Here is a 22296-nt window from a genome sequence, read left to right as displayed (position 1 = left end):
CAGATAAAAAAATTACCCCACAAACTTCCGTGCATTCCTGAACATGCGCATCCACGGCGAGTCCTCGCCCCATGCTTCAGGGTGATACGACTGCTGAACCGAGCGGAACACGCGTTCAGCGTGCGGCATCAGCACGGTGAAGCGGCCGTCTGGCGTGGTGACGGAGGTGATGCCTTCCGGCGAGCCGTTCGGGTTATACGGGTACGCTTCGGTAGCGGCGCCCTTGTTGTCCACAAAACGCATGGCTTTGCTGACCTGGGTGATGTCGCCCGTTTGCGAGAAGTCGGCGTAGCCTTCGCCGTGGGCGATGGCGATGCCGGCTTGCGTACCGGCCATGCCGTTGAAGAAGATCGATGGGGAGTCCATCACTTCGACCATGGCAAAGCGGCCTTCGAATTTCTCCGACTTGTTGCGCGTGAACTTGGGCCAGGCGTGGGCGCCGGGGATGATCGATTTCAGATTGCTCATCATCTGGCAGCCGTTGCAGATACCCAGGCCAAAGCTGTCCGTACGGTTGAAGAAGCGCGCGAACTGTTCCGCCAGGCTGGCGTTGAAAAGGATGGTTTTCGCCCAGCCTTCGCCGGCGCCCAGCACGTCGCCGTAGGAGAAACCGCCCACGGCGATGACGCCCTGGAAGTCGTCCAGCTTGACACGGCCCGCAATCAGGTCGCTCATGTGCACGTCAACAGCGGCAAAGCCTGCCTGGTGCATCACGTAGGCCGTCTCGATGTGCGAGTTGACGCCCTGCTCGCGCAGGATGGCGACACGCGGACGCACGCCGGTGGCGATGAATGGCGCGGCGATGTTCTCGTTCTGGTCAAACGTGACGATCGGCGACATGCCCGGATCTTGCACGTCCAGCAGGCGGTCGTATTCGGCCTCGGCGCAAGCCGGGTTGTCGCGCAGGCGGGCGATGCGCCAGCTCGTTTCGCTCCACAGGCGGTGCAGTTCGGCGCGCGGCTGGGTGTAAATCAACTTGGCGTCGCGCGTGAATTCGATGACGTCGCGGTCGTTCAATTTGCCGATGATATGGCTGCAGGCGCCCAAATTAAACGTGCGCAGCACGTCCATGACGAGCGACTTTTCTTCCGCGCGCACCTGGATGACGGCGCCCAGTTCTTCGCTGAACAGGGCACGCAGGGTCAGTTCGTTGCGGCGTTCCGCTACCTGGCCGGTCCAGTTCTTGGCGTCGCCCCAGTCGCTCGAATGCTCGCCTTCCATGGTCAGCATGTCCAGGTTGACGGACATGCCCGTGTGGCCGGCGAAGGCCATTTCCGTCAGGGTGGCGTACAGGCCGCCGTCCGAACGGTCATGGTAGGCCAGCAGCTTGTCGTCGCTATTGAGCTTTTGAATGGCGGCGAAGAAGCCTTTCAGGTCTTCCGCGCTGTCCACGTCCGGCGTTTCATTACCCAATTGGCCCATGACTTGCGCCAGCGCCGAAGCGCCCAAGCGGTTTTTGCCGCGACCCAGGTCGATCAGGATCAATGACGTGTCGCCCTTGTCGGTTTTCAGCTGCGGCGTGAGCGACTTGCGCACGTCGGTCACTGGTGCGAACGAGGAGACGATCAGCGACACCGGCGACGTGACGGATTTCGCCGCGCCCGTGCTCTCGTCTTTCCACGTCGTGCGCATCGACAGCGAATCCTTGCCGACGGGGATGCTGATGCCCAGCGCCGGGCACAGGTCCATGCCGACGGCTTTCACCGTGTCGTACAGGGCCGCATCCTGGCCAGGCTGGCCGCAGGCGGCCATCCAGTTGGCGGACAGCTTGATGTCGGAAATGTCGGCAATCGCCGCGGCGGCGATGTTGGTGACGGCTTCGCCCACGGCCATGCGGCCCGAGGCGGCGGCGTCGATCACGGCCAGCGGCGTGCGTTCGCCCATGGCCATCGCTTCGCCCAGATAACCTTCGAAGCTCATGGTGGTGACGGCGCAATCGGCCACCGGCACTTGCCATGGTCCCACCATCTGGTCGCGCACGGTCATGCCGCCCACGCTGCGGTCGCCGATAGTGATGAGGAAGGATTTGTCGGCCACGGTCGGCAGCAGCAGCACTTTTTGCGCCACGTCCTTCAAGTCCATGCCCGTCAGGTCAATCGCCGGGAAATCGTTGGCCACGTGGACCACGTCGCGCTGCATCTTCGGCGGTTTGCCCAGCAAGACATCCATCGGCATGTCGACCGGCTCGTTGCCCAGTTCCGGGTCGATCAATTTGAGTTGACGTTCTTCGGTGGCCACGCCCACGGCGGCGAACAGACAGCGTTCGCGTTCGCACATGGCTTTGAACAGTGGCAGGCTTTCCGGCGCGATGGCCAGAACGTAGCGTTCCTGCGACTCATTGCTCCAGATTTCCTTCGGCGCCATGCCCGATTCTTCCAGCGGCATCTTGCGCAAGTCGAAAATCGCGCCGCGCTTGGCGTCGTTGGTGATTTCCGGGAAAGCGTTCGACAAGCCGCCCGCACCCACGTCGTGGATCGAGATGATCGGATTGTCTGCGCCCATTTGCCAGCAGGCGTTGATGACTTCCTGGGCGCGGCGTTCCATTTCCGGATTGCCGCGCTGGACGGAATCGAAGTCCAGGTCGGCCGTGTTGCTGCCGGTGGTCATCGACGAGGCGGCGCTGCCGCCCATGCCGATGCGCATGCCCGGGCCACCGAGCTGCACCAGCAGGCTGCCGACGGGGATGTCGTTCTTGTGCGTGTGCTGCGCCGAGATATTGCCGATGCCGCCCGCGATCATGATCGGCTTGTGGTAGCCGAACACGGCATCGCTGTCGACGCCGACGTTCTGTTCATACGTGCGGAAGTAGCCGCCCAGTACCGGACGGCCAAATTCGTTCGAGAACGCGGCGCCGCCCAGTGGGCCGTCGATCATGATTTGCAGCGGCGAAGCGATGCGTTCCGGTTTGCCGTATTGCTCCGCATCAGAGCGCGATGCCAGCGGCGCCGTCACGGAAGCGGCCGTTTCCCAGCTGCGCACGGCGTCCGGCAGCGACAGGTTCGAGACGGTGAAACCGGTCAGGCCAGCTTTTGGCTTGGCGCCGCGGCCCGTTGCGCCTTCGTCGCGGATCTCGCCGCCCGCGCCCGTGGAGGCGCCCGGGAATGGGGAGATGGCCGTCGGGTGGTTATGCGTCTCCACCTTCATCAGCGTGTGCGTCAGTTCGGTCGACGCCGCGTATTCGTGGCTGTCACCGCGCGGGTAGAAGCGCGACACGGTGGCGCCTTCCATGATGGACGAGTTGTCGCTGTAGGCGACGACGGTGCCCTTCGGCTGCAGTTCGTGCGTGTTCTTGATCATGCCGAACAAGGATTTTGGCTGCGCCACGCCGTCGATGGTCCAGTCAGCGTTGAAGATCTTGTGGCGGCAATGTTCGCTGTTCGCCTGCGCGAACATCATCAGTTCCACGTCCGTCGGGTTGCGGCCGGCCTTGGTGAAGGCGGCGTCCAGGTAGTCGATTTCGTCTTCCGACATCGCCAGGCCCAGTTCCGTGTTCGCCGTTTCCAGCGCGCGCTTGCCCTGCCCCAGCAAGTCGATCGATTCGAGCGGACGCGCTTCCAGGGTGCGGAACAAGTCCTTGGCGTCGTCTGCGCTGCGCAGCACGGATTCCGTCATGCGGTCGTGCAGCAGGTCGGCCACGGCCTGTACCTGCTCGTCCGTCAATTTGCCGGCGCCAATCGCGCTGCCCAGGATGCCCGATTTCAGGTTGATGCGGAAAGCGATGCCGCGTTCGACGCGCTTGATGTGCGCCATGCCGCAGTTGTGCGCGATGTCGGTGGCTTTCGAGGCCCACGGCGAGATCGTGCCGAAACGGGGGATGACGAAGAATTCTTCGGCAGCGCCTTCCGTATTGTCAGCCTGGGCCGGCTCGCCGTACGTCAGCAAGGCGCCAAGGCGCGTACTGTCGTCGTCGGTGAGAGGCGCGCTGGCATCGATGAAATGGACATAGCGTGCTTGTACGGCAACAATCGCAGGCGAGACGACTTGCAGTTGGCTTAACAGACGGTGGCTACGGAAATGGGACAGGGCATTGGAACCCGGCAGTATCAACATGATTGGAAGGTGGTTGATGCAGCGTGGCTGCGGGTTAAAGGTAGGTATGACAATATCTTTCGTACGGCAAATTTCCTTTGCGCGCATTATACCCGTTTTGCCCCTGCCTTATGACCGGAACTTGCGGTTTTGCCCCCCTTTTGCCCAGCACAGCGGCAGTTTTTGACACGCCAACAACACCCTCAGGCAATCATCCGGCGAACACATAGCGGTTCTTGCCCTGGCGCTTGGCCAGGTACAACGCTTCGTCGGCCAGCCGGTAGCTGTGGCTCAGCTCTTTGCCCCGGTCCAGCTCGACCACGCCCACGCTGATCGACACGAACTGTGTCGCATGGAAAGCCTGGCTGACGGCCTCGACCAGACCACCGGCAAAGGCGCGCGCCTCTTCGCGGCTGCCCGCATACACGATGCCGAACTCTTCGCCGCCCAGGCGCCCGCACAGATGGCCTTGCGCCTTGTCCGCGATGATGGCGGCCGTGCGCACCAGCACCTCGTCGCCTGCATCGTGCCCCTGCTGGTCGTTGATGATCTTGAAATCGTCGATGTCGATCATCAGGAAATGCAGCATGCCGCCATGGGCCGCGCCATGCATCTGCTGGGCGCGCTGCGTGAACATGCGGCGGTTGTTCAAGCCCGTCAGGCTGTCCTGGAAGGCCAGCCGCGTCAATTCCACCTTGGAGTGATAGTTGCGCAACCGCAATAAACTGAAGCTGACATTCAGCGCCAGACCGAACAGCACGCTGACGGCGATCATCAATGACACCCAGGATTGGTCGGGCAGGCCCGCGTTGACGGGGTACAGGCCGTGACCCACGTTCCACCAGATGCCGGCCACCACGGCAAGGTAGCTGAGGCCGCCATTGAAGATGGAGGCGATGGCCAGGGTCATGAAGACGCCCACGGGCAAGACCCAGAAGCTGGCGTGCTGGACGGCGTCGGCCATGGTGCGCAGGCCGAAAGTCAGGGCCAGCACGGCGCAGGCGCCGGAAATGGTCAGCACGGGCAAGGTGGTGCAGCGGTAGCGCGCCACCAGGCTGACCAGCATGCCCAGCAGCGCCAGCACGGCGTGCAACAGGTTCGGATGATAGGGATCGGGCATCATCAGCCAGGTCAGGCTGTAGGCAATGATGCCCATCACTTGCGTGACGAGGCCGACCCGGTGCAACTCCGCAAAATAGGTATGCTGCTGTTCGCTGTTGCCGCCAAATGCAAGCGGAACGGCAACGCGCCGCAAGGTAGACAGATCAGGAACGCGCATGACGGGTATCGACACCAGAGAGAGATAAAGCGCCCGGTAAAGCCTTGCGCATGCCTGGCCGCGGCATGGCGCGGCATGCAACAAGTGTTGCATTTTTAAAATACTATCATGCCAGTCAAGGAATGGACGGAAAAACAGGCGCGGGTACCGCCGCGATGGCCCCCGCGTCATGAAATACAACGCCGGACGGCACCGGGCGTCCCTGCCCTCGCGCGGCGCACCCGATTGCATGCATTTTGCTGGCAGTGTCGACCGGCTTTGCAGTATGCTGATAGGAAATATTACTGCCAGACAGATACCTATAAGAAGAGTTCCCGCAAATGACCGAACAGATGAACGAGAGCTGAACAATGCCAGAAACTAGCGACTTATCTGTCCTGATCGTCGACCCGAACCCCAGCATGCGGGGCAATCTGCACAATATGCTGAACCAGGCGGCCATCAGCAAGGTGGAATATGCCGTCAATTCCGGTACGGCCATCCGCTTGCTGATGAAGAAACCGTTCGACATCATCCTGTGCGAATACGATCTTGGTAGTGGCACGGACGGCCAGGATGGCCAGCAATTGCTGGAAGACTTGCGGCACCACAAGCTGATCGGCCTGTGGACGATCTTCATCATGCTGACCTCCGAAGCCATCCACAGCAAGGTGATCAGCGCGGCCGAACTGACCCCGTCCGACTACATATTAAAACCGTTTACCGTCGATGTACTGAGCGGACGCATCGCGCGCGCCATCGAACGGCGCGCCATTTTCCTGCCTACCTATCAGCTGATCGACAAAGGCGACTTGCGCGAAGCCGTGAAAAGCTGCCGCGCGGCCGAACTGCAGCACCCGCGCCTGGCGGCCGATTTCACCCGCCTGCGCGCCGAGCTGCACATTGCCCTCGATGAATGGAAGGAAGCGGAACAGCTGTACGCCGACATGCTGGCCACGCGGCCCATGGCCTGGGCACACCTGGGACTGGCGCGCACCCTGTTCGAACAGCAGCGCCATGAAGAGGCGCAGGAGGCGCTGCTGCAACTGGTGGAAACTTATCCCCGCTTCATGGCCGCCTACGATTTGCTGGCGCAAAACCATGAAGCCATGGGCCAGCAGATACAGGCGAAGAACGTCCTCGAAGACGCGGTGGCCATCTCGCCGCACATGGTGGCCCGCCTGCGCCACCTGGGCGGCATCGCCTACGACACGGGCGATATCGGCGCGGCCGAACGGGCCTACAAGCAGGTGGTGAGCAAAGCCAAGTACTCGGAATTCCGCGACCCGGAAGACCACGTCAACCTGGTGAAAACGCTGGTAAAAAAGGGCGATGCGCCGCAGGCGAGCGGCGTGCTGCGCGATATGGAACGCTCCCTGCGGGGCAGCGCCAACGTGGAAGCGTGCCGCGCCATCTCGGCCGCCATGCTGCATGAATTGTCGGGCAACGACATCGCCGCCGCCGCCGAACTGCACCTGGCCGCCGCCGCCCTGGACACGGCGCGCGGCCTGTCGACGCAGCTGAAGGTAGGCCTGGTGCAAAGCTGCCTGAAAAACAACCTGGAGCAGGCCGCCTCCGAGGTCATGATGAAACTCGTCAACGAAGCCGACAGCGACGTGACGATGGAAGCGGCCGTCGACGTGTTTGAAAAAGCGGGCCGGCATGACCTGGCGCAAGGCATGGGCCAGCAGATCACGTACCAGGTGCAGGAACTGATGCAGGAAGCGGCCAGCAAGTCGGAAAGCGGCGAGCTCAAGGGCGCCGTCTTCGTGCTGCGCCAGGCCCTGCGCAAGACGCCGGGCAACCTGCCCGTGCTGTTTGCCTCCGTCGACGCTATCCTGCGCCAGCTCAACATGCTGGGCTGGGAAGCCCAGCTGGCCGAACAGGCGCAGCACCAGATGCAGGTGATCCGCAAGATCGATCCAAGGCATCCGCAGCTGGAATCGCTCAAGCAGCAATACGAAGCCACGCAACACAAATACGGTATCGCGACCTAGTTAACGATTTTCGTCGTTGCACTTATTGAGGACCTGCCTGGCGGAATGACGGTTGTTTTTCCGCGTCTCGGCAAGACCAGCTTCATCGACAGTCGCGATGCCATGTGTGAACGTAATGCGGGTGCGTGCGATCTACGCATAGGCGCACTTTCCCGAAACCGATTTTCGGAGACGTCTGCTTCGGCGCGAACACTCCCGGCGACGGCAGCCGGCCGGGAGCAGCCGAGTTAGTATCGATTTTCCATCTGCGTGCAGGTTTATTGGGATAATGCCGTTTCCTGGCTTATTTTGAAAGTGCGATAGTGGCTATAACGGATGTATCGACCCTATTCTTTGGCATGACACTAAACATGTCGATCATGGCCGTGGCGCTACCCTATTTCATGGGGCGTGTGAACCGTGCTGCACGGTATGCACAGACCGGTATCATACTGCAAACGTTGGGGTGGGTTTTCCTGCTGTGCTCAAACACCTTTGAACGGGGCGGCTGGGCCGACCACCTGCTGTCAACGATGGCAATGGGCAGCGTCTCGGGCGGCATGGTATTCAACGCCATGGCCTTTCAATTGTGGTACGGCCGCAAGGCGAGTGCTCGCGCTCCGGCCGCCATCGCCATACTGATGACAGTAGGTTACAGCATCGGCTTTTCCAACTATCCGTTCAGGGTGGGCTGGGCGAATGGCCTGCTGGCATTACAGATTGCAACCATCATAGTTCCCTTGTGCCGTAAGCCACAGTTGGCGGTCGGACGCTGGCGTTGGCTATTAATCATCTGCCTGACAGTTCAGATGCTGGTACTTGCCGGCCGCGCCGTGCTGGGCGCGTTCTACACCGCCGAGTTTCCGAATTTTTTTGGACCGTATCTGATCAACCGCGTGTTTGCCTTGTCATCGAACTCGATGATGATGATGTCGGTGGTGGCCATTCTTCTGGCACACCGCGACGAGGCAGCCCGGGAACTGGAACGGTTGGCGACGCTGGACGGTCTGACCGGCGCTTTGAACCGCCGCGCCTGGGTATTGAAGTCCGAGATCGACCTTGCCAGCAGTTTGCGATACAAGCAGCCGCTCGGCGTGTTAATGCTTGACCTCGACTATTTCAAGCAAATCAACGACCAGCATGGCCATGCCGGCGGCGACAGGGCGCTGCAAGTTTTCGTCGCCGGCTTACGGGCTGTCAGCCGTGTCGGCGATCTCTTCTGCCGCTACGGCGGCGAGGAATTCTGTGTGCTACTCAACTGTGCCGACTTTGCGTCGATCATGGCGTACGACGAACGCCTGCGGCAGTGGCTGGCGCGGCATTCGCTCAAGGAACTGGGTTTTGAACTCTCTTACAGCGGAGGCATCGCCATGCGCATGCACAATACCGACACCATGGAGAATATGCTTCAGCGTGCCGACGTCGCCCTCTACAAAGCCAAGTCGCAGGGGCGTGGCTGCACGCTTGCCAGCTCGGAAATGCTCTGCGCATAAATCGGCAGCTTTTATGTCTGCACAGTTTGCTGGCAGGCCCGGCGCGAAGGCAAGCCGCACAGCTTCGATTAACGCTCGCCTCTGAGCGTGTAGACCGGCTTCTCGGACTCCCCTTTCTCAGCCATCACAAGCACGCGCTGCAGTTCCTTGCGCTCGTTGCCCTCCTTGGCCGATGACGCCAGCATGCGCAGGATGGCGACGTGCGCCGTCTGCAGCGCCTGCGCAGCCGGCACGGCGATGTCCGGTTTCACGCCGACGTGCTCCCAGTTGGTTTTGGTGACGGCATTGGTCGCGCGCGCGGTCGGGATCGCGACTATGATGTCCTGTCCCACGTTGAACCAGCTCACGGGATTGGAACCGCCGCCGGTGGTTTCTCCGACCACCGTGCCGCGCTTCTGCGCCTGGATGCCATAGGAAAAATCCTCGCCGCCGGAAAACGTGCGGGCCGAGGTCAGCACGTACACGGGCTTGTCGTAACGCTGTGCGATCGTCTTCACGGTCCAGAACTGCCGCGTCGCACCTGTCGGGCGGTCGTACATGTCGATCAGGTGGCGCTCGTCGCCGAGCGGAAAGAAATGACTCATCAGGTAAGCCACGCTGGCCGGGCTGCCGCCGCCGTTACGGCGCAGGTCGAGGATCAGCGCATCCGTCCCCGCCATGAGCGACATCGCCGCCGTGTACGCCGCGCCGACGAATTCCGGGCCGCCGAAGCCGCGCAGCTCGATATAGCCGATGTTGCCGGGAAGGCGTTCGATCTTCTCGATGTCATAGCCTCGCCGCGCGGTCTGCTCGCGCCATTCTTCCATCTTGGCCCGGCTGGGCAGTTCGGGGGTGGCGCTGCGCTCGCGAAGACCTTCATAAAACGCGGCGCCGAAATGCAAGTCGCCGCTCAATTCGCGCAAGTCCTTCGCCAGCGCCTCGCTGAACGCCTTCACGCTGGCGGCGCTCGCATAACCTCCTTCGGTATTTTTCCTGGCGATCGCACTGCCGACCCGTTCAGCCACCGCTGGCTCGATGTAGTTCGCATTCATTTTCGTCACCAGTGTCTGCACGATCGCAGCGCGGGCGGACGCGTTCAACGGAGTATCCTCCGCCGCAAAGGCGGAAAACGACAACATGCTGCTCAGCACGACTGCCGAGACAAACTTCTTTCTACCTGACATACATTCCTCCAACTTGGACTACGAAGCGATTGATTGTTGTGTGAAAAAGTGTGCGTGGCGACATCATTCGGATTTAGCGTCAGGGGTTGCCGTGCCTGCGTCAGAGCGGGTATCCGGGAGCGGCCTGCCGTCGCGGATGCGCGCGCCGAAGGAGCGCGTCTCGAGTACGGCGATCGCCTGTGCGAGGCAGGTGGACAAGGGAAACGCCAGTTCCGCATCGAGGCTGTCGGCCGCGGATTTGGTCGCTAGCCAGCACACCCGCAGGCGCGGCAGCATCGCTGCGCCTGCGGCGCTGAGGCGCACCACGCGCTGCCTGCCGTCTTCGCCGCCGGCGGCCACCGTCAGCAGGCCCTTCTTCACCATCAAGGCCACTGTCTGCGTCGCGGCGGGCTGCGTGAGGCCGGCCACGGCCGCCAGCTCCCCAATGGTCGCACTCGGCTGCTCGGCCAGCACGCGCATCACCGGCGTGTAGCGGGGCCGGTAATCGAGCCCCGCTTCCACGTAGGCCTGCTCGACCGCGCCGTCCAGCAGTTCGATGAGATGTCGTAATTGTGTGCCGAGTCCAAGTTTCATGTAGCCATGGTAGCACCATTTACATAAGAGCTTATATAAAAATGTTCCATATTTGAAAACTTGTGATTCGCGATTTTCAGCGCGGTAATTTATACCGTACCAGCAGCGTAGGTCCCCTGCCGCCGGGTGGCGTCAGCAGTATCTCGCCATCCGGCGGCATCTCTTCATACATCACCGTGCGACAGGTCGGCATCGAGTGGCCGCGCGCCGGATAAACGCCAACTTCGGTGTGCAGGTTCGCAGCGCGTACGTCCACGCTGGCCTTGCCGGCCTTTCCTTCTTTTTGCAGCAGCTTGCGCAGTACGGTGACGAAGTCCCCTTTGCTGAGCCTGGCAGGTGCCTGGCTTGCCTGCGTTTAGGGTAGAGTGTTGCATCTTGCGGAGTGACCCGCCGAGCTGAATTGCCAATGGTAGCAGCCGGCCATCCGCCGCCGTTCGCCCATGTAAGAACTGAAGCATCACCTCTTTTATTTTTGGAGCATCGATTTGGAAAAGCTAGTTGTATTGCGGATTTCCGACAATGACGGCGTAGACTTGAATGGTGTCAAACTACGCTCAACAAGTGAGGTCGCGGAAGCTCTTGAGAAAATCGGTGCCGAAAACCCGGATGACCGTTTCTGTCGAGGCCACCGATTCCAAATGGTATGAGTCTATCGGAAAGGCCATTTACGGTAGCCACCGGGCGGGGTTTTCAGGTGAGCGATTTCGCGTACTCATCGACGGCAAGCCTCTGGAAGCCTGACCTACACCGCCTGCTGCCGGCCAGGAGCGGTCATTCGCGGCAGCGTGACAATTTGTGAGTTTTTCTGCTTAGCAATCCGCTATGCTCTGGTGCCGCTACCGGCCAGAAGCGGACACTGAACAAAATAGGTTTATAGACGCGGATACGGCCAATGATTAGTTTGGTAGTGCAGATAGAGCGTGTTGTTGACGACCACTTTCCGGTATGGGTAGGATGCGTGCTTACCGATTCCGACGGCGTACGACATGAATTCGTAGAAAAAGAGCCCGTCATAGGAATTGGGGAACGAATGTCCGGGAGCCATTACCCCCACCCCGGGCACATCGCCTGCGTCATTGAAGAGGAATGGGCTGATGAACTGGGACGAAGCCTGGTACGGGTGAGCACTGATAAGCCTTGGTCCATAGAGTCGGTAGCTGGAGAGACCAAGTTCACGGTGTTTAAAGAACAAATATTTTCGGGTTAAGTTTGGGCCGCGAACGGCCAGAAGCAGACGGACTACTGGACGTCGATATCATCTCAACTGTAGTGGAGGCGAGAATTCAAAGCTATCTATTCGCATCGTCAAACGAACCAAGTGCAACAGCGTCTTTGTCGATTGAAGCCTTAATGGCGGCGGCCTGTGCCGAGTTTTTCTCGGTTATGCTCGCCAGTGACGACGAATTGGAGTTGCTGATGGGTTTGCTCGGCATTGAACCATTGCGCTCAATATCGTTGCGGCCTAACACTGAGTTCCTTGCCCTCTTTGATTATTCCGATAAGTTTTTACCTCAAATGACTCAGGAAGACTTTGACGTATTTTATGAAAAATGGCTACGCTTAACTCACCGAGATTCAAATATGGATGAGTATGGACAGCTGTTATTTCTTCAAGGGCGGGCTGCTAGCTGGAACCAGATGGCGAGCAGGTTCATACTCCGTGAAGCCCCAATGACATCAGCAGAGTGACTCCAACCGGCCAGGAGCAGACAGTGGTCTTGGGGAAATCTAATGGAGCGGATATATGTTTTTGTTCGATTCAAACGAAACGGTCGTTAAGACCGGAACCTTTTTGTACGACGATACAGTGCTGTGCGATGTGCGAATTGTCTACAGTACAATTAGCCCCGGCTCGGGTGATTGGGAAGACCCGCCGCAATTGGCCGACGACCAGGTTGGCGATTTTTTCGGCGTGCAATGGGGCAGTACGACTTCGCGAGGTGTCTTTAACGCAGGGAGCGGTGGTGGGGACTCAATTCAGGAAGCCATTGCGGCAGCGGAATCCATGCCAGGCGTGGGCAGAACCATTGTGTGGCTCGATTAATCGCTTTGGCCGCTTGCTGGAAGCGATGCGAAGTCTTCAATCGGCCATAAGCAGACAATACTCATGACATTGGGACGCCTAAAGTTCACGACAGTCCAGTTAAGCCCAGTGAAGCTAGCTTAAAGTGTGTTATTGCGTCATACTGGAAATCTCAAAGGCGTCATTTTGAGGTCCGCTTTACGTTGGAATGTAAGCACAAACTGTAATTTTTGAGCCACAAAGGAGAGCATTCATGGCGCTTAAACCAGGACCAAAGCCGATAGCAAAATCAACAGGGCAGCCGGATCAGCGCCGCCGTGATAACAAAACCACACCAGGGAATACACCATCCCTCAAACCTAGCAAATCTAGCAATCCCCCAAAAAGTAAATGATAGGGGGGGCGTTAACCCGGCGGTCGACCACGTGTCCTGCACACACTGTACGCTGGGCGATAAAGCCGCACAGCGCAGGTCACGACTACTTTGGTCATCTATGCCCTGTGAGTCCGCTATGGGGCGAAAGCAGACGTACACGACGGCCAGGGATAAGATGGCGCAGGTTTTCCTGGCAGGACTAATGCCACGGCTAAAGCAATGCTGCCGATGGCTTTCAGCACAGTCGGATTACGGCCCTACCGGACCTAATCCGACCTACGCGCCACCCTCGCCACCACCAGTTCAATCAACTCCGCAATCAACGGCCGGAACGTGGCTGCATCGCCGCCCTGCCCCAGCATGACGGTGCGCGTGGTCAGGTGCGAGAAGACAGCATCGAACAGGATCTGCGGCAGGTTGGAAAACGAAGTATCGGGCGCGATGCGGCCTTGGGCGCGCTGCTGCTCCAGCAGACGCAGAATCAATGCGTGCCACACTTGCGGGCCGTGCTCGTACCAGGTCAGGCCCACGGCCGGCACGGCGGCGGCGCCCGTGACGACGAGGCGGTAGAAATCCACGTGGCGGGGACTGGTGACGACGGCCACCAGTTCATCGAGGATCAGCTGCAAGCCCTGTTCCAGGCCGACTTGCGAGGTATCGAGCTGGCGCAGCGCGATGATGAAGTCGGCGCACAGATATTCGACCACCGCCACCAGCAGCTCCTGCTTGCTGCCGAAGTAGCGGTAGGCGGTGGCTTTCGAGCCGCCCGCCACGGCCACGATGGCGTCCATGCTGACGCCATCGTAGCCGGAGGCGAGAAAGAGATCCGCTGCCGCCACCAGCAGCTTGCGCCGCCGCTCCTCGCTTCGGGTACTCGGGGAAGCTCGAACGGTGCGCAACTGGGACATGAAGCAAACTCTTACTGTGTCTTGGGAAGCGCGTATGCTATCACGTAATCTCCCCGGTCCGGACTCTGGCGGGCGCCGCCCGCCACCACCACGACGTACTGGCGGCCCGACCTGGGCGACACATACGTCATCGGCGTGCCTTGCGAACCGACGGGCATGCGCGCTTTCCACACTTCACGGCCCGTGGCGATATCCATGGCGCGCAGATAGTAATCCTGCGTGCCCGCATAAAACACCAGGCCTGACGCCGTGCTCATGCCGCCGCCCAGGGTCGGCATGCCCAGCGGGATGGGCAGGCGCGCGCGCACGCCGTGGATGACGGCGTCCTGCACCGTGCCGGCCGGACGCTCCCACACTTTCGTGCGGGTTTTCAGGTCGATGGCGGCAAACACGCCCCAGGGCGGGCTTTGGCAGGGAATGCCCAGCGGCGAATTGAAGGCCTTGTGGTCGATGACGAACGGCGTGCCGTCCATCGGATAGGTGCTGCCCACGCCGTGGCCAGCCGTCAGCTTGGCCACGTCCACCGTTTCGCGCGGCACCAGCTTGACCACTTGCGGCATGCGGATGTCGTTGACGAACATATAGCCATTGCTTTCATCGACGGCCGCGCCGCCCCAGTTGAAGCCACCGTAGTAGCCCGGGTAAATCAGCGTTTCGCGGGTGCTGGGCGCCGTGAACTCGCCCTGGTAATTGAGCTTGCGGAAGCTGATGCGGCACGCCAGCTGGTCGAAGAAGGTGGCGCCCCACATGTCGCGCTCCGTCAGCGTATCCGCACCGAGGGCCGGCATGCCGGTGGAGTATGGCTGCGTTTTTGACACCCAGTCGCCGGCCGCGTGCTCCTGCGGCACGGCTTTTTCCACCACATCGGCAATCGGTTTGCCCGTGCGGCGGTCCAGCATGAAGATCTGGCCACGCTTGGTCAGCTGCACCAGCGCGGGGATTGTGCCGCCCTTGCCGTCCGGGACATCGTACAGGGCCGGCTGCGCGGCGACGTCGTAATCCCAGATATCGTGGTGGACGGTTTGATATGTCCAGCGTTCGCGGCCCGTGGCCATGTCGAGGGCGACGATGGCCGACGCGTATTTTTCCGTCAGCGGCGGACGCTTGCCGCCCCAGAAGTCGGGTTGCTCATTCCCCGTCGGCAGGTACACCAGGCCCAGTGCATCATCAAAAGCGGGCGCCGACCACATGTTCGGCGTACTGCGCGTGTAGGTCTGCCCTTCCGGCGGCAGCTTGGTGATGGCCGGATTGCCCAGGTCCCAGGCCCACACCAGTTCCCCCGTGTCGGCGCTGTAGGCGCGCACGACGCCCGATGGTTCATCGGTGGAGCGGCCGTCAAAGACCCAGCCGCCAAGGATGATCAGGTTGCGCGCCACTGTGGGCGCCGACGTGTAGGCGTAGTACGGTACATTCATCTTGACCTTGCCCAGGCCGACCGTCAGGTCGACGGAGCCCTTGTCGCCGAAACGCTCGCACTGCTTGCCAGTCTGCGCATCGATCTCGATCAGGCGCGCATCCATGGTCACTTGCACGATGCGCTTGGCGCACACGCCCGCCACCGGCGCTCTGGCCGCCTGCATGCCCTCGAACTGGAACGGTTTTGTCACTTTCGCCGGCTCATAGTAGCCGACGCCCCGGCAGCGGTTCCAGGTCTTGATGTTGGCCGGCTTCGGGTCGAAGCTCCAGCGCTGCTTGCCCGTATCCGCGTCGAGCGCAATCACTTTGCTGGTCGGCGTGCATGTATAGATGGTGTCGCCGATCTGCAGCGGCGTATTCTGCGCTTCGGACGCGCCTTCGGCCACCTCGCCCGTGCGGTAGCTCCAGGCCACCTGCAACTGGTCGACATTGGCCTTGTCGATCTGCGTGTACGGCGCGAAGCGCGTGCCCTTCGGCCCATAGCCGTAATGCGCCCAGTTGGCGCTGCCGTCATTGATGGCCGTCACGGCATCCTGCTGCGGCTGCGCGGTGGCATCCAGCACGCCATGCGGCTTGAACATGGAGGCGAAACCGGCTGCCAGCACGACGGCAAGCAGCGCGGCGAAACCGCGCGACTGCCCCGTGTGCCTAGGCCCCGTCAGCCATGGATGCAGCAAGGCGGCCAGCAGGCCGATGACGAGGAACGGCGCCAGGCGCGGCACCATGGGCCAGAACGCGAACCCGATTTCCCACACGGCCCAGACCAGGGTGGCGATGACCAGCGCGGCGATGACGGCACTGGTCATCGGTTTGCGGCGCAAATACAGCGCGCCAGACAATATCAGGCCGAGTCCGGCCGGCAGGTAGTACCAGGAACCGCCGAGGGTGATCAGTTCGATGCCGCCCGCCGCCAGGGTGAGGCCGGAAAATATAAGGAAAATGCCGAAAACCGCCAGCGCAATGCGCTTGCCCCTGGAGACCGCCGGGATCGCCGCCGCTCCATTCTTTGTTGTAGTGTCCATTTTTTATCCATGACGCCTCCCCTGCCCAGGCCAGCAGGCCGGGGATGGCTGATTTTTTTAAATCTACGTAGTAAAACTGTACTGTACGGTTTCATTTTATGCCGATTTTTGACGCAAGGAAAGAAAAATTGACGCGGGAGCTTGATTTTTGGCGGGGATGAGGAAAGTCTGGCGAACCGAATCCGGTCCTGGCTTTTCGGGTAGCGTTCATGGAACGCTCGAAAAAGCCCAGGGCTAGGCGCCGCGTCGAAGACAGTACGAATGTACGGCGAGACGCGGCAACAACGCCCTGGGCTTTTTCTCGAGCGTTACAAAGAGGCCATGTCGATCACGAAGCGATAGCGCACATCGCTCTTCACTACGCGCTCAAACGCCTCATTGATATCCTGGATGCGGATGATCTCGATGTCCGACACAATATTGTGCTTGCCGCAGAAATCCAGCATTTCCTGGGTTTCCTTGATCGAACCGATCATGGAGCCGGACAGGCTGCGGCGCGCGCCCACCAGGCCGAAGGCGCTGATCGGCGGCACGGCGCCGTCGGGGATGCCGACGATGACCATGCTGCCATCGACTTTCAACAGGTTGATGTACTGGTTCCAGTCGATGGACGCACCCACGGTGCAGATGATCAAATCAAAGGTGCCAGCCAGCTTTGTAAACGTTTCCGCGTCGTTGGTGGCGTAGTAGTGGTTCGCGCCCAGGCGCAGGCCGTCTTCGCGCTTCGACAGGGTCTGGCTCAGCACCGTCACTTCAGCGCCCATGGCGTGGGCAATCTTGACGCCCATGTGGCCCAGGCCACCCATGCCCAGGATGGCGACCTGCTTGCCAGGGCCGGCTTTCCAGTGGTTCAGCGGCGAATACAGGGTGATGCCGGCGCACAGCAGCGGCGCGGCGGCGTCCAGCGGCAGGTTGTCGGGAATCGACAGCACATAGCCTTCCTTGACGACGATGCTGTCCGAGTAGCCGCCCTGCGTGGCCGTCTTGCCATCGGCTTCGACGCCATTGTAGGTCTGGATCAGGCCAGGCATGTACTGTTCCAGGTCCACGTTGCGCGTCTTGCAGGTGGTGCACGAGTCGACGAAGCAGCCCACGCCCACGTGGTCGCCCACCTTGAACTTGGTCACATTGGCGCCAACGGCCGTGACGACGCCGGCGATTTCATGGCCGGGCACCATCGGGAAGGCGGCGCCGCCCCATTCATCGCGCGCCTGGTGGATGTCGGAATGGCATACGCCACAGTATTTGATCGAGATGGCCACGTCGTCTTCGCGCGGGGCGCGGCGCTCGAACGTGAACGGTTGCAGTGCGGAAGTCGGGCCCAGTGCGGCGTAGCCTTTGGCGATGGTGGTCATGAAAACTCCTTGAGTAGTGTTGCGAGAGAAGCGCGTGCCTTGCATGCGATTGCACAAGTGTGCCCGAGAAGCCCGCCAGCCGTTACCGCGATCCTGCAAGACCTTTGCACGATCCTCCAAATCTGCGTAAGATCGAGCCCTGCCCTTCCCTACCTGACGCATACTGGCCCACATGTCCACCCTGTCCACACAGATCCCCCCGCAAGATGAAATCGCCGCCCTGATCAGCCGCCACGCGCCGCGCAATGGCGACTACGCCACGGCCATCGGCAACCTGACGTTTCACCGCCAGTCCTCGGTCACGGAATCGCTGTTCCATGCGGCGCGCCCCAGCGTGGCCATCATCGCGCAGGGGGCGAAAGACGTCACATTGGGCACGGAAACCTTCCATTACAGCCGCATGCAGTATCTGCTGACCTCCGTCGACCTGCCGGTGCAGGTGCGCGTGGCGCAAGCGAGCGAAGAACAGCCGCATTTATGCGTGGTGCTGGGCATCGACATCGCCGACGTGGCGGCGCTGCTCGACAGTGAAAGCACCAGCGGCGCAGCTGGCAGCGCGCAGCAGAAAATCCTGCCCGCCACGCGCGGCATATCCGTCAGCGACGTCTCGCCCGAGCTGCTCGATGCCATGCTGCGCCTCGTGCGCCTGCTCGACAAACCGGGGGAAATCGCCGCGCTGGCGCCCTTGATCCGCCGCGAACTGACCTACCGCCTGCTCAATGGCCCCGTCGGCGCGCGCCTGCGCCACATGGCGCTGGCCAGCAGCCAGTCGCACCAGGTGGGGCAAGCCATCGACTGGATCAAGCACCATTACGCGCAGCCGCTGCGCATCGAGCACCTGGCCGGCATGGCGAACATGAGCATGTCGTCGCTGCACCACCACTTCAAGGCGATTACGGCGATGACGCCGATGCAGTACCAGAAGCTGCTGCGCCTGCAGGAAGCGCGGCGCCTCATGTTGGTCGAGCAGATCGACGCCGGCACGGCCGGCTACCGGGTTGGCTACGCCAGCGAATCGCAGTTCAGCCGCGAATACAGCCGCCAGTTTGGCCGCGCGCCCATGCGCGACGTGGGCCAGGTGCGCGCGCAACTGAGCGGCGCCAATGGCGGCACGGCCTATTCCGTTTTACCGTAACCGCCACCGCCCGGCGTTTCGATGACAAAGAGGTCGCCTGCTTGCATCTCGGTCTTGCCGATATGCGCCAGATGCTCCACCGTGCCGTCCGCCCGCTCCACATAGTTGCGTCCCAGCGCGCCCGGCGCGCCGCCGTCCATGCCGAAAGGAGGATGGATACGGTTGTTCGACAGGATCGCCGCCGTCATCGGCGCCAAAAAGCGCACCCGGCGCACGCCGCCATTGCCGCCGTGCCAGCGCCCCGCCCCGCCCGAACCGGCGCGGATGCTGTAGCTGTCCAGCCGCACGGGGAAGCGCCATTCCAGAATTTCCGGGTCGGTCAGGCGCGAATTGGTCATGTTCGTCTGCACCACATCCGTGCCGTCGAAGCCGGGACCGGCGCCCGAGCCGCCCGATATCGTCTCGTAATACTGGTACTTTTCGCTGCCGAACGTGAAATTGTTCATCGTCCCCTGCGAAGCGGCCATCGCCCCCAGCGCGCCATACAGGGCGTTGGTGATACAGGTCGAGGTTTCCACATTGCCCGAGACGACCGAGGCCGGGTACTGCGGATTGAGCATGGAGCCGGGCGGGATGATCACGCTCAAAGGCTTCAGGCAGCCCGCGTTCAGGGGAATGTCGTCGTCGACCAGGGTACGGAACACGTACAGCACGGCCGCCATGCAGACGGCGGACGGCGCGTTGAAGTTGTTCGGCAGCTGGGCGGACGTGCCCGTAAAGTCGATGGTGGCGCTGCGTGCCGCCACGTCGACCCTGATCGCCACCTGGATCTGCGCGCCGTTGTCCAGCGCCAAAGCGTAGCTGCCATCTTTCAGGGTCGTGATGACCCGGCGCACGGCTTCCTCGGCATTGTCCTGCACGTGGCCCATGTAGGCTTGCACGACCGGCAAACCGAAATGCGCGACCATCTTGTGCAGTTCTTCGGCCCCCTTCTGGTTGGCCGCCACCTGGGCGCGCAGGTCGGCCAAATTCTGCTGCGGCTTACGCGCCGGCCAGCTGGCGCCCGCCAGCAGGGCCAGGGTTGCGTCTTCGCGCATCACGCCAGTGGCGCCGTCGACCAGCTTGAAATTGTCGATCAACACGCCCTCTTCCTCGATGCGCGTCGAATCGGGCGGCATCGAGCCCGGTGTCGTACCGCCGATATCGGCATGATGGCCGCGCGAACCCACGTAAAACAGGATGGCCACGCCCGCTGCATCGAAGACGGGTGAAATCACCGTCACGTCGGGCAGATGCGTGCCGCCGTGATACGGATCGTTCAGCATGAAAACGTCGCCGGGCCGCATGGCGCCCGCGTTGCGCGTCATGACGGTGCGGATACTCTCGCCCATGGAACCGAGGTGCACGGGCATGTGCGGCGCATTCGCGATCAACTGGCCTTGCGCGTCGAAGATGGCGCAGCTGAAATCGAGCCGCTCCTTGATGTTGACGGAATGGGCCGTATTTTGCAGGCGCAGGCCCATTTGCTCGGCAATCGACATGAAGAGGTTATTGAAGATTTCCAGCATCACGGGGTCGGCATCCGTCCCGATGGCGCGCCGCTCCGGCAAGGCGACGACTCTGCGCAAGATCAGATGGCCGTGCGCCGTCACGTCCGCGCGCCAGCCCGGCTCGATCACGGTGGTGGCGTTGGCATCGCTGACGATGGCCGGGCCATCGATGGCGTCGCCGGGACGCAGGCTATCCGCGCCATACAGGCCGCTGTCGCGCCACGCGCCGGCGCAGTACATGGCCACCGTCGCCAAAGGCGCCAGCGCGCCCGCACGTGGCGCATGGGCCGGCGTGGCTACTGCCGGCGCGTCGGACGCGCCGATGGCTTCCACGGAAATGGCTTCGACGATCAAGGCGCGCGCCGGCATCAAAAAGGAAAAGCGCTTTTTGTACGCCGCTTCGAACTGCGCCTGCATGCCCGTTAGCGTATCGAACAGCACGACGAGGGCAGTATCCGTGCCCTCATAGCGCAGGTGCACGCGCTGCACCAGTGCGATGCGGTCAAGCTCCACGCCCTGGCGCAGCAAGTCGCCCCGCGCCAGCTCGCCCAGTTGCACAAAATCGGCGGCCAGATCCGCGCCCAGTGCCGCCTCGACGGCCTGCTCGCGCATGGCGCTCTGGTCGGCCAGTCCCATGCCGTAGGCCGACATCACGCCCGCCAGGCTATGGATGAAGACCGTGCGCATGCCCAGCGCGTCGGCCACCAGGCAGGCATGCTGGCCACCCGCGCCGCCAAAGCTGGTAAGCGTATATTCGGTGACGTCATGACCGCGCTGCACGGAAATCTGCTTGATGGCGTTGGCCATGTTCCCCACGGCGATGGCGACATAGCCTTCGGCCACCTGTTCCGGCGTGCTATCTACCGTGCGGGCCAGCGCTTCGAACTGGGCGCGCACGGTGGCCGCGTCCAGCGCTTCGTCGGCGTCGGGGCCGAAAACGCGGGGGAAGAAGGCTGGCTGCAGCTTGCCCAGCATGACGTTGCAGTCGGTGACGGCCAGCGGGCCGCCGCGCCGGTAGCTGGCGGGGCCGGGGTTGGCGCCCGCGCTGTCCGGCCCCACCTTGTAGCGGGCGCCGTCGAAGTGCAGGATCGAGCCGCCGCCGGCGGCCACCGTGTGGATGCTCATCATGGGCGCGCGCATGCGCACGCCGGCGATCTGCGTCTCGAACACGCGTTCGAATTCGCCCGCGTAATGCGACACGTCCGTCGAGGTGCCGCCCATGTCGAAGCCGATGACTTTATCGAAACCGGCCAGCGCGCTGGCGCGCACCATGCCGACGATGCCGCCGGCGGGGCCGGACAAAATGCTGTCCTTGCCCTGGAAGGCGCGCGCATCGGTCAAGCCGCCGTTCGACTGCATGAATTGCAGGTGCACGCCGGGCAGCTCCATCGCCAGCTGGTCGACGTAGCGGCGCAGAATCGGCGACAGATAGGCGTCGACCACCGTGGTGTCGCCGCGCGCCACCAATTTCATCATGGGGCTGACCTCGTGCGACACGGAGACCTGCGTAAAACCGGCTTCGCGCGCCAGCTGCGCCACCCGCGCCTCGTGCGCGTGGTAGCGGTAGCCGTGCATCAGCACGATGGCGATGGCGCGCACACCGCGCGCATGCGCCTGTGCCAGCGCCGTACGCGCAGCCGACTCGTCGAGCGGCGTGACCACCTCGCCATGCGCGCCCATCCTTTCATCGATGTCGATCACCTCGCCGTACAGCAGTTCCGGCAAGATGATCTGGCGCGCGAACAGCTGCGGGCGGTTCTGGTAGGCGATCCGCAAGGCGTCGCGAAAACCGCGCGTGATGGCCAGCACGGTGGGCTCGCCCTTGCGTTCGAGCAGCGCATTGGTGGCCACCGTCGTGCCCATCTTGATGGCGCCCACCTGATCCACGGGCAGCGGCGCGCCGGCTGCAATGCCCATCAGCCGGCGCATGCCGGCCAGCGCCGCGTCGCGGTACTGGCCCGGGTTCTCCGACAGCAGCTTGTAGGTGGCCAGGCTGCCGTCAGGACGGCGCGCCACGATGTCCGTAAAGGTGCCGCCCCGGTCGATCCAGAATTGCCAATCCATCGTCCTGCCCCCCGT

13 protein-coding genes are annotated in these 22296 nt (G+C 62.0%); 5 read left to right on the top strand and 8 right to left on the bottom strand.

Annotation, left to right across the window (positions count from 1 at the left end; translation table 11 throughout):
- Positions 1 to 12: 12 nt before the first annotated feature.
- Together purL and FJQ89_RS04050 are read right to left on the bottom strand one after the other, a co-directional pair.
- Complete coding sequence (gene purL / locus FJQ89_RS04055; RefSeq protein WP_141169147.1) at positions 13 to 4050, bottom strand: phosphoribosylformylglycinamidine synthase; 4038 nt, start codon at positions 4048 to 4050, stop codon at positions 13 to 15.
- Positions 4051 to 4240: 190 nt separating this feature from the next.
- Positions 4241 to 5308 carry a GGDEF domain-containing protein gene (locus FJQ89_RS04050; protein ID WP_168208360.1) on the bottom strand — a complete coding sequence of 356 codons (1068 nt, stop codon included), beginning with the start codon at positions 5306 to 5308 and terminating at the stop codon, positions 4241 to 4243.
- A gap of 350 nt (positions 5309 to 5658) precedes the next feature.
- Here FJQ89_RS04050 and FJQ89_RS04045 point away from each other — a divergent pair, with 350 nt between their 5' ends.
- Both FJQ89_RS04045 and FJQ89_RS04040 read left to right on the top strand, forming a co-directional pair.
- Positions 5659 to 7284 carry a response regulator gene (locus tag FJQ89_RS04045; protein WP_141169145.1) on the top strand — a complete coding sequence of 542 codons (1626 nt, stop codon included), beginning with the start codon at positions 5659 to 5661 and terminating at the stop codon, positions 7282 to 7284.
- Positions 7285 to 7634: 350 nt separating this feature from the next.
- Entirely contained in the window at positions 7635 to 8756 is a 1122-nt protein-coding gene (locus FJQ89_RS04040; protein WP_243136407.1) for a GGDEF domain-containing protein, read from the top strand.
- Between the two features lie 68 nt (positions 8757 to 8824).
- On the opposite strand, the gene FJQ89_RS04035 is transcribed toward FJQ89_RS04040, so the two are convergent.
- Positions 8825 to 9919, bottom strand: a complete 1095-nt coding sequence (locus FJQ89_RS04035) for a S41 family peptidase (RefSeq protein ID WP_141169143.1) — start codon at positions 9917 to 9919, stop codon at positions 8825 to 8827.
- A 63-nt stretch (positions 9920 to 9982) separates the two neighbouring features.
- Positions 9983 to 10492: a MarR family winged helix-turn-helix transcriptional regulator gene (locus tag FJQ89_RS04030; protein WP_141169142.1), complete on the bottom strand. Its 510-nt coding sequence runs from the start codon at positions 10490 to 10492 to the stop codon at positions 9983 to 9985.
- A gap of 1332 nt (positions 10493 to 11824) precedes the next feature.
- Here FJQ89_RS04030 and FJQ89_RS04020 point away from each other — a divergent pair.
- Together FJQ89_RS04020 and FJQ89_RS04015 are read left to right on the top strand one after the other, a co-directional pair.
- Complete coding sequence (locus FJQ89_RS04020; protein ID WP_141169141.1) at positions 11825 to 12181, top strand: hypothetical protein; 357 nt, start codon at positions 11825 to 11827, stop codon at positions 12179 to 12181.
- Positions 12182 to 12236: 55 nt separating this feature from the next.
- Positions 12237 to 12536 (top strand): hypothetical protein, encoded by a 300-nt coding sequence (locus tag FJQ89_RS04015; protein WP_141169140.1) that lies wholly within the window; start codon positions 12237 to 12239, stop codon positions 12534 to 12536.
- Between the two features lie 621 nt (positions 12537 to 13157).
- Here the strand turns inward: FJQ89_RS04015 and FJQ89_RS04010 are convergent.
- The 3 genes from FJQ89_RS04010 to FJQ89_RS04000 all read right to left on the bottom strand — a co-directional run bounded on the left by FJQ89_RS04010 (position 13158) and on the right by FJQ89_RS04000 (position 17592).
- Positions 13158 to 13799 carry a TetR/AcrR family transcriptional regulator gene (locus tag FJQ89_RS04010; RefSeq protein WP_141169139.1) on the bottom strand — a complete coding sequence of 214 codons (642 nt, stop codon included), beginning with the start codon at positions 13797 to 13799 and terminating at the stop codon, positions 13158 to 13160.
- An 11-nt stretch (positions 13800 to 13810) separates the two neighbouring features.
- The gene (locus tag FJQ89_RS04005; protein ID WP_141169138.1) at positions 13811 to 16237 is read right to left on the bottom strand and encodes a membrane-bound PQQ-dependent dehydrogenase, glucose/quinate/shikimate family; all 2427 of its coding nucleotides are present in this window, start codon (positions 16235 to 16237) and stop codon (positions 13811 to 13813) included.
- A 308-nt stretch (positions 16238 to 16545) separates the two neighbouring features.
- Complete coding sequence (locus FJQ89_RS04000) at positions 16546 to 17592, bottom strand: NAD(P)-dependent alcohol dehydrogenase (RefSeq protein ID WP_141169137.1); 1047 nt, start codon at positions 17590 to 17592, stop codon at positions 16546 to 16548.
- A gap of 172 nt (positions 17593 to 17764) precedes the next feature.
- Here FJQ89_RS04000 and FJQ89_RS03995 point away from each other — a divergent pair, with 172 nt between their 5' ends.
- Positions 17765 to 18727: an AraC family transcriptional regulator gene (locus FJQ89_RS03995; RefSeq protein ID WP_168208358.1), complete on the top strand. Its 963-nt coding sequence runs from the start codon at positions 17765 to 17767 to the stop codon at positions 18725 to 18727.
- Here the strand turns inward: FJQ89_RS03995 and FJQ89_RS03990 are convergent.
- Positions 18709 to 22281 (bottom strand): hydantoinase B/oxoprolinase family protein, encoded by a 3573-nt coding sequence (locus FJQ89_RS03990; protein WP_141169136.1) that lies wholly within the window; start codon positions 22279 to 22281, stop codon positions 18709 to 18711. The two genes, FJQ89_RS03995 and FJQ89_RS03990, sit on opposite strands and share 19 nt — an antisense overlap.
- Positions 22282 to 22296 lie beyond the last annotated feature (15 nt).

This window comes from Janthinobacterium tructae (genome assembly GCF_006517255.1).
GTDB classification, from domain to species: domain Bacteria; phylum Pseudomonadota; class Gammaproteobacteria; order Burkholderiales; family Burkholderiaceae_D; genus Janthinobacterium; species Janthinobacterium tructae.
This window is presented reverse-complemented; position numbering and strand designations above follow the sequence as displayed.

Coding starts and splice junctions, on each gene's coding strand:
- purL (WP_141169147.1), bottom strand. CDS start 4,050: ATGTTGATACTGCCGGGTTCCAATGCCCTGTCCCATTTCCGTAGCCAC.
- FJQ89_RS04050 (WP_168208360.1), bottom strand. CDS start 5,308: ATGCGCGTTCCTGATCTGTCTACCTTGCGGCGCGTTGCCGTTCCGCTT.
- FJQ89_RS04045 (WP_141169145.1), top strand. CDS start 5,659: ATGCCAGAAACTAGCGACTTATCTGTCCTGATCGTCGACCCGAACCCC.
- FJQ89_RS04040 (WP_243136407.1), top strand. CDS start 7,635: ATGTCGATCATGGCCGTGGCGCTACCCTATTTCATGGGGCGTGTGAAC.
- FJQ89_RS04035 (WP_141169143.1), bottom strand. CDS start 9,919: ATGTCAGGTAGAAAGAAGTTTGTCTCGGCAGTCGTGCTGAGCAGCATG.
- FJQ89_RS04030 (WP_141169142.1), bottom strand. CDS start 10,492: ATGAAACTTGGACTCGGCACACAATTACGACATCTCATCGAACTGCTG.
- FJQ89_RS04015 (WP_141169140.1), top strand. CDS start 12,237: ATGTTTTTGTTCGATTCAAACGAAACGGTCGTTAAGACCGGAACCTTT.
- FJQ89_RS04010 (WP_141169139.1), bottom strand. CDS start 13,799: ATGTCCCAGTTGCGCACCGTTCGAGCTTCCCCGAGTACCCGAAGCGAG.
- FJQ89_RS04005 (WP_141169138.1), bottom strand. CDS start 16,237: ATGGACACTACAACAAAGAATGGAGCGGCGGCGATCCCGGCGGTCTCC.
- FJQ89_RS04000 (WP_141169137.1), bottom strand. CDS start 17,592: ATGACCACCATCGCCAAAGGCTACGCCGCACTGGGCCCGACTTCCGCA.
- FJQ89_RS03995 (WP_168208358.1), top strand. CDS start 17,765: ATGTCCACCCTGTCCACACAGATCCCCCCGCAAGATGAAATCGCCGCC.
- FJQ89_RS03990 (WP_141169136.1), bottom strand. CDS start 22,281: ATGGATTGGCAATTCTGGATCGACCGGGGCGGCACCTTTACGGACATC.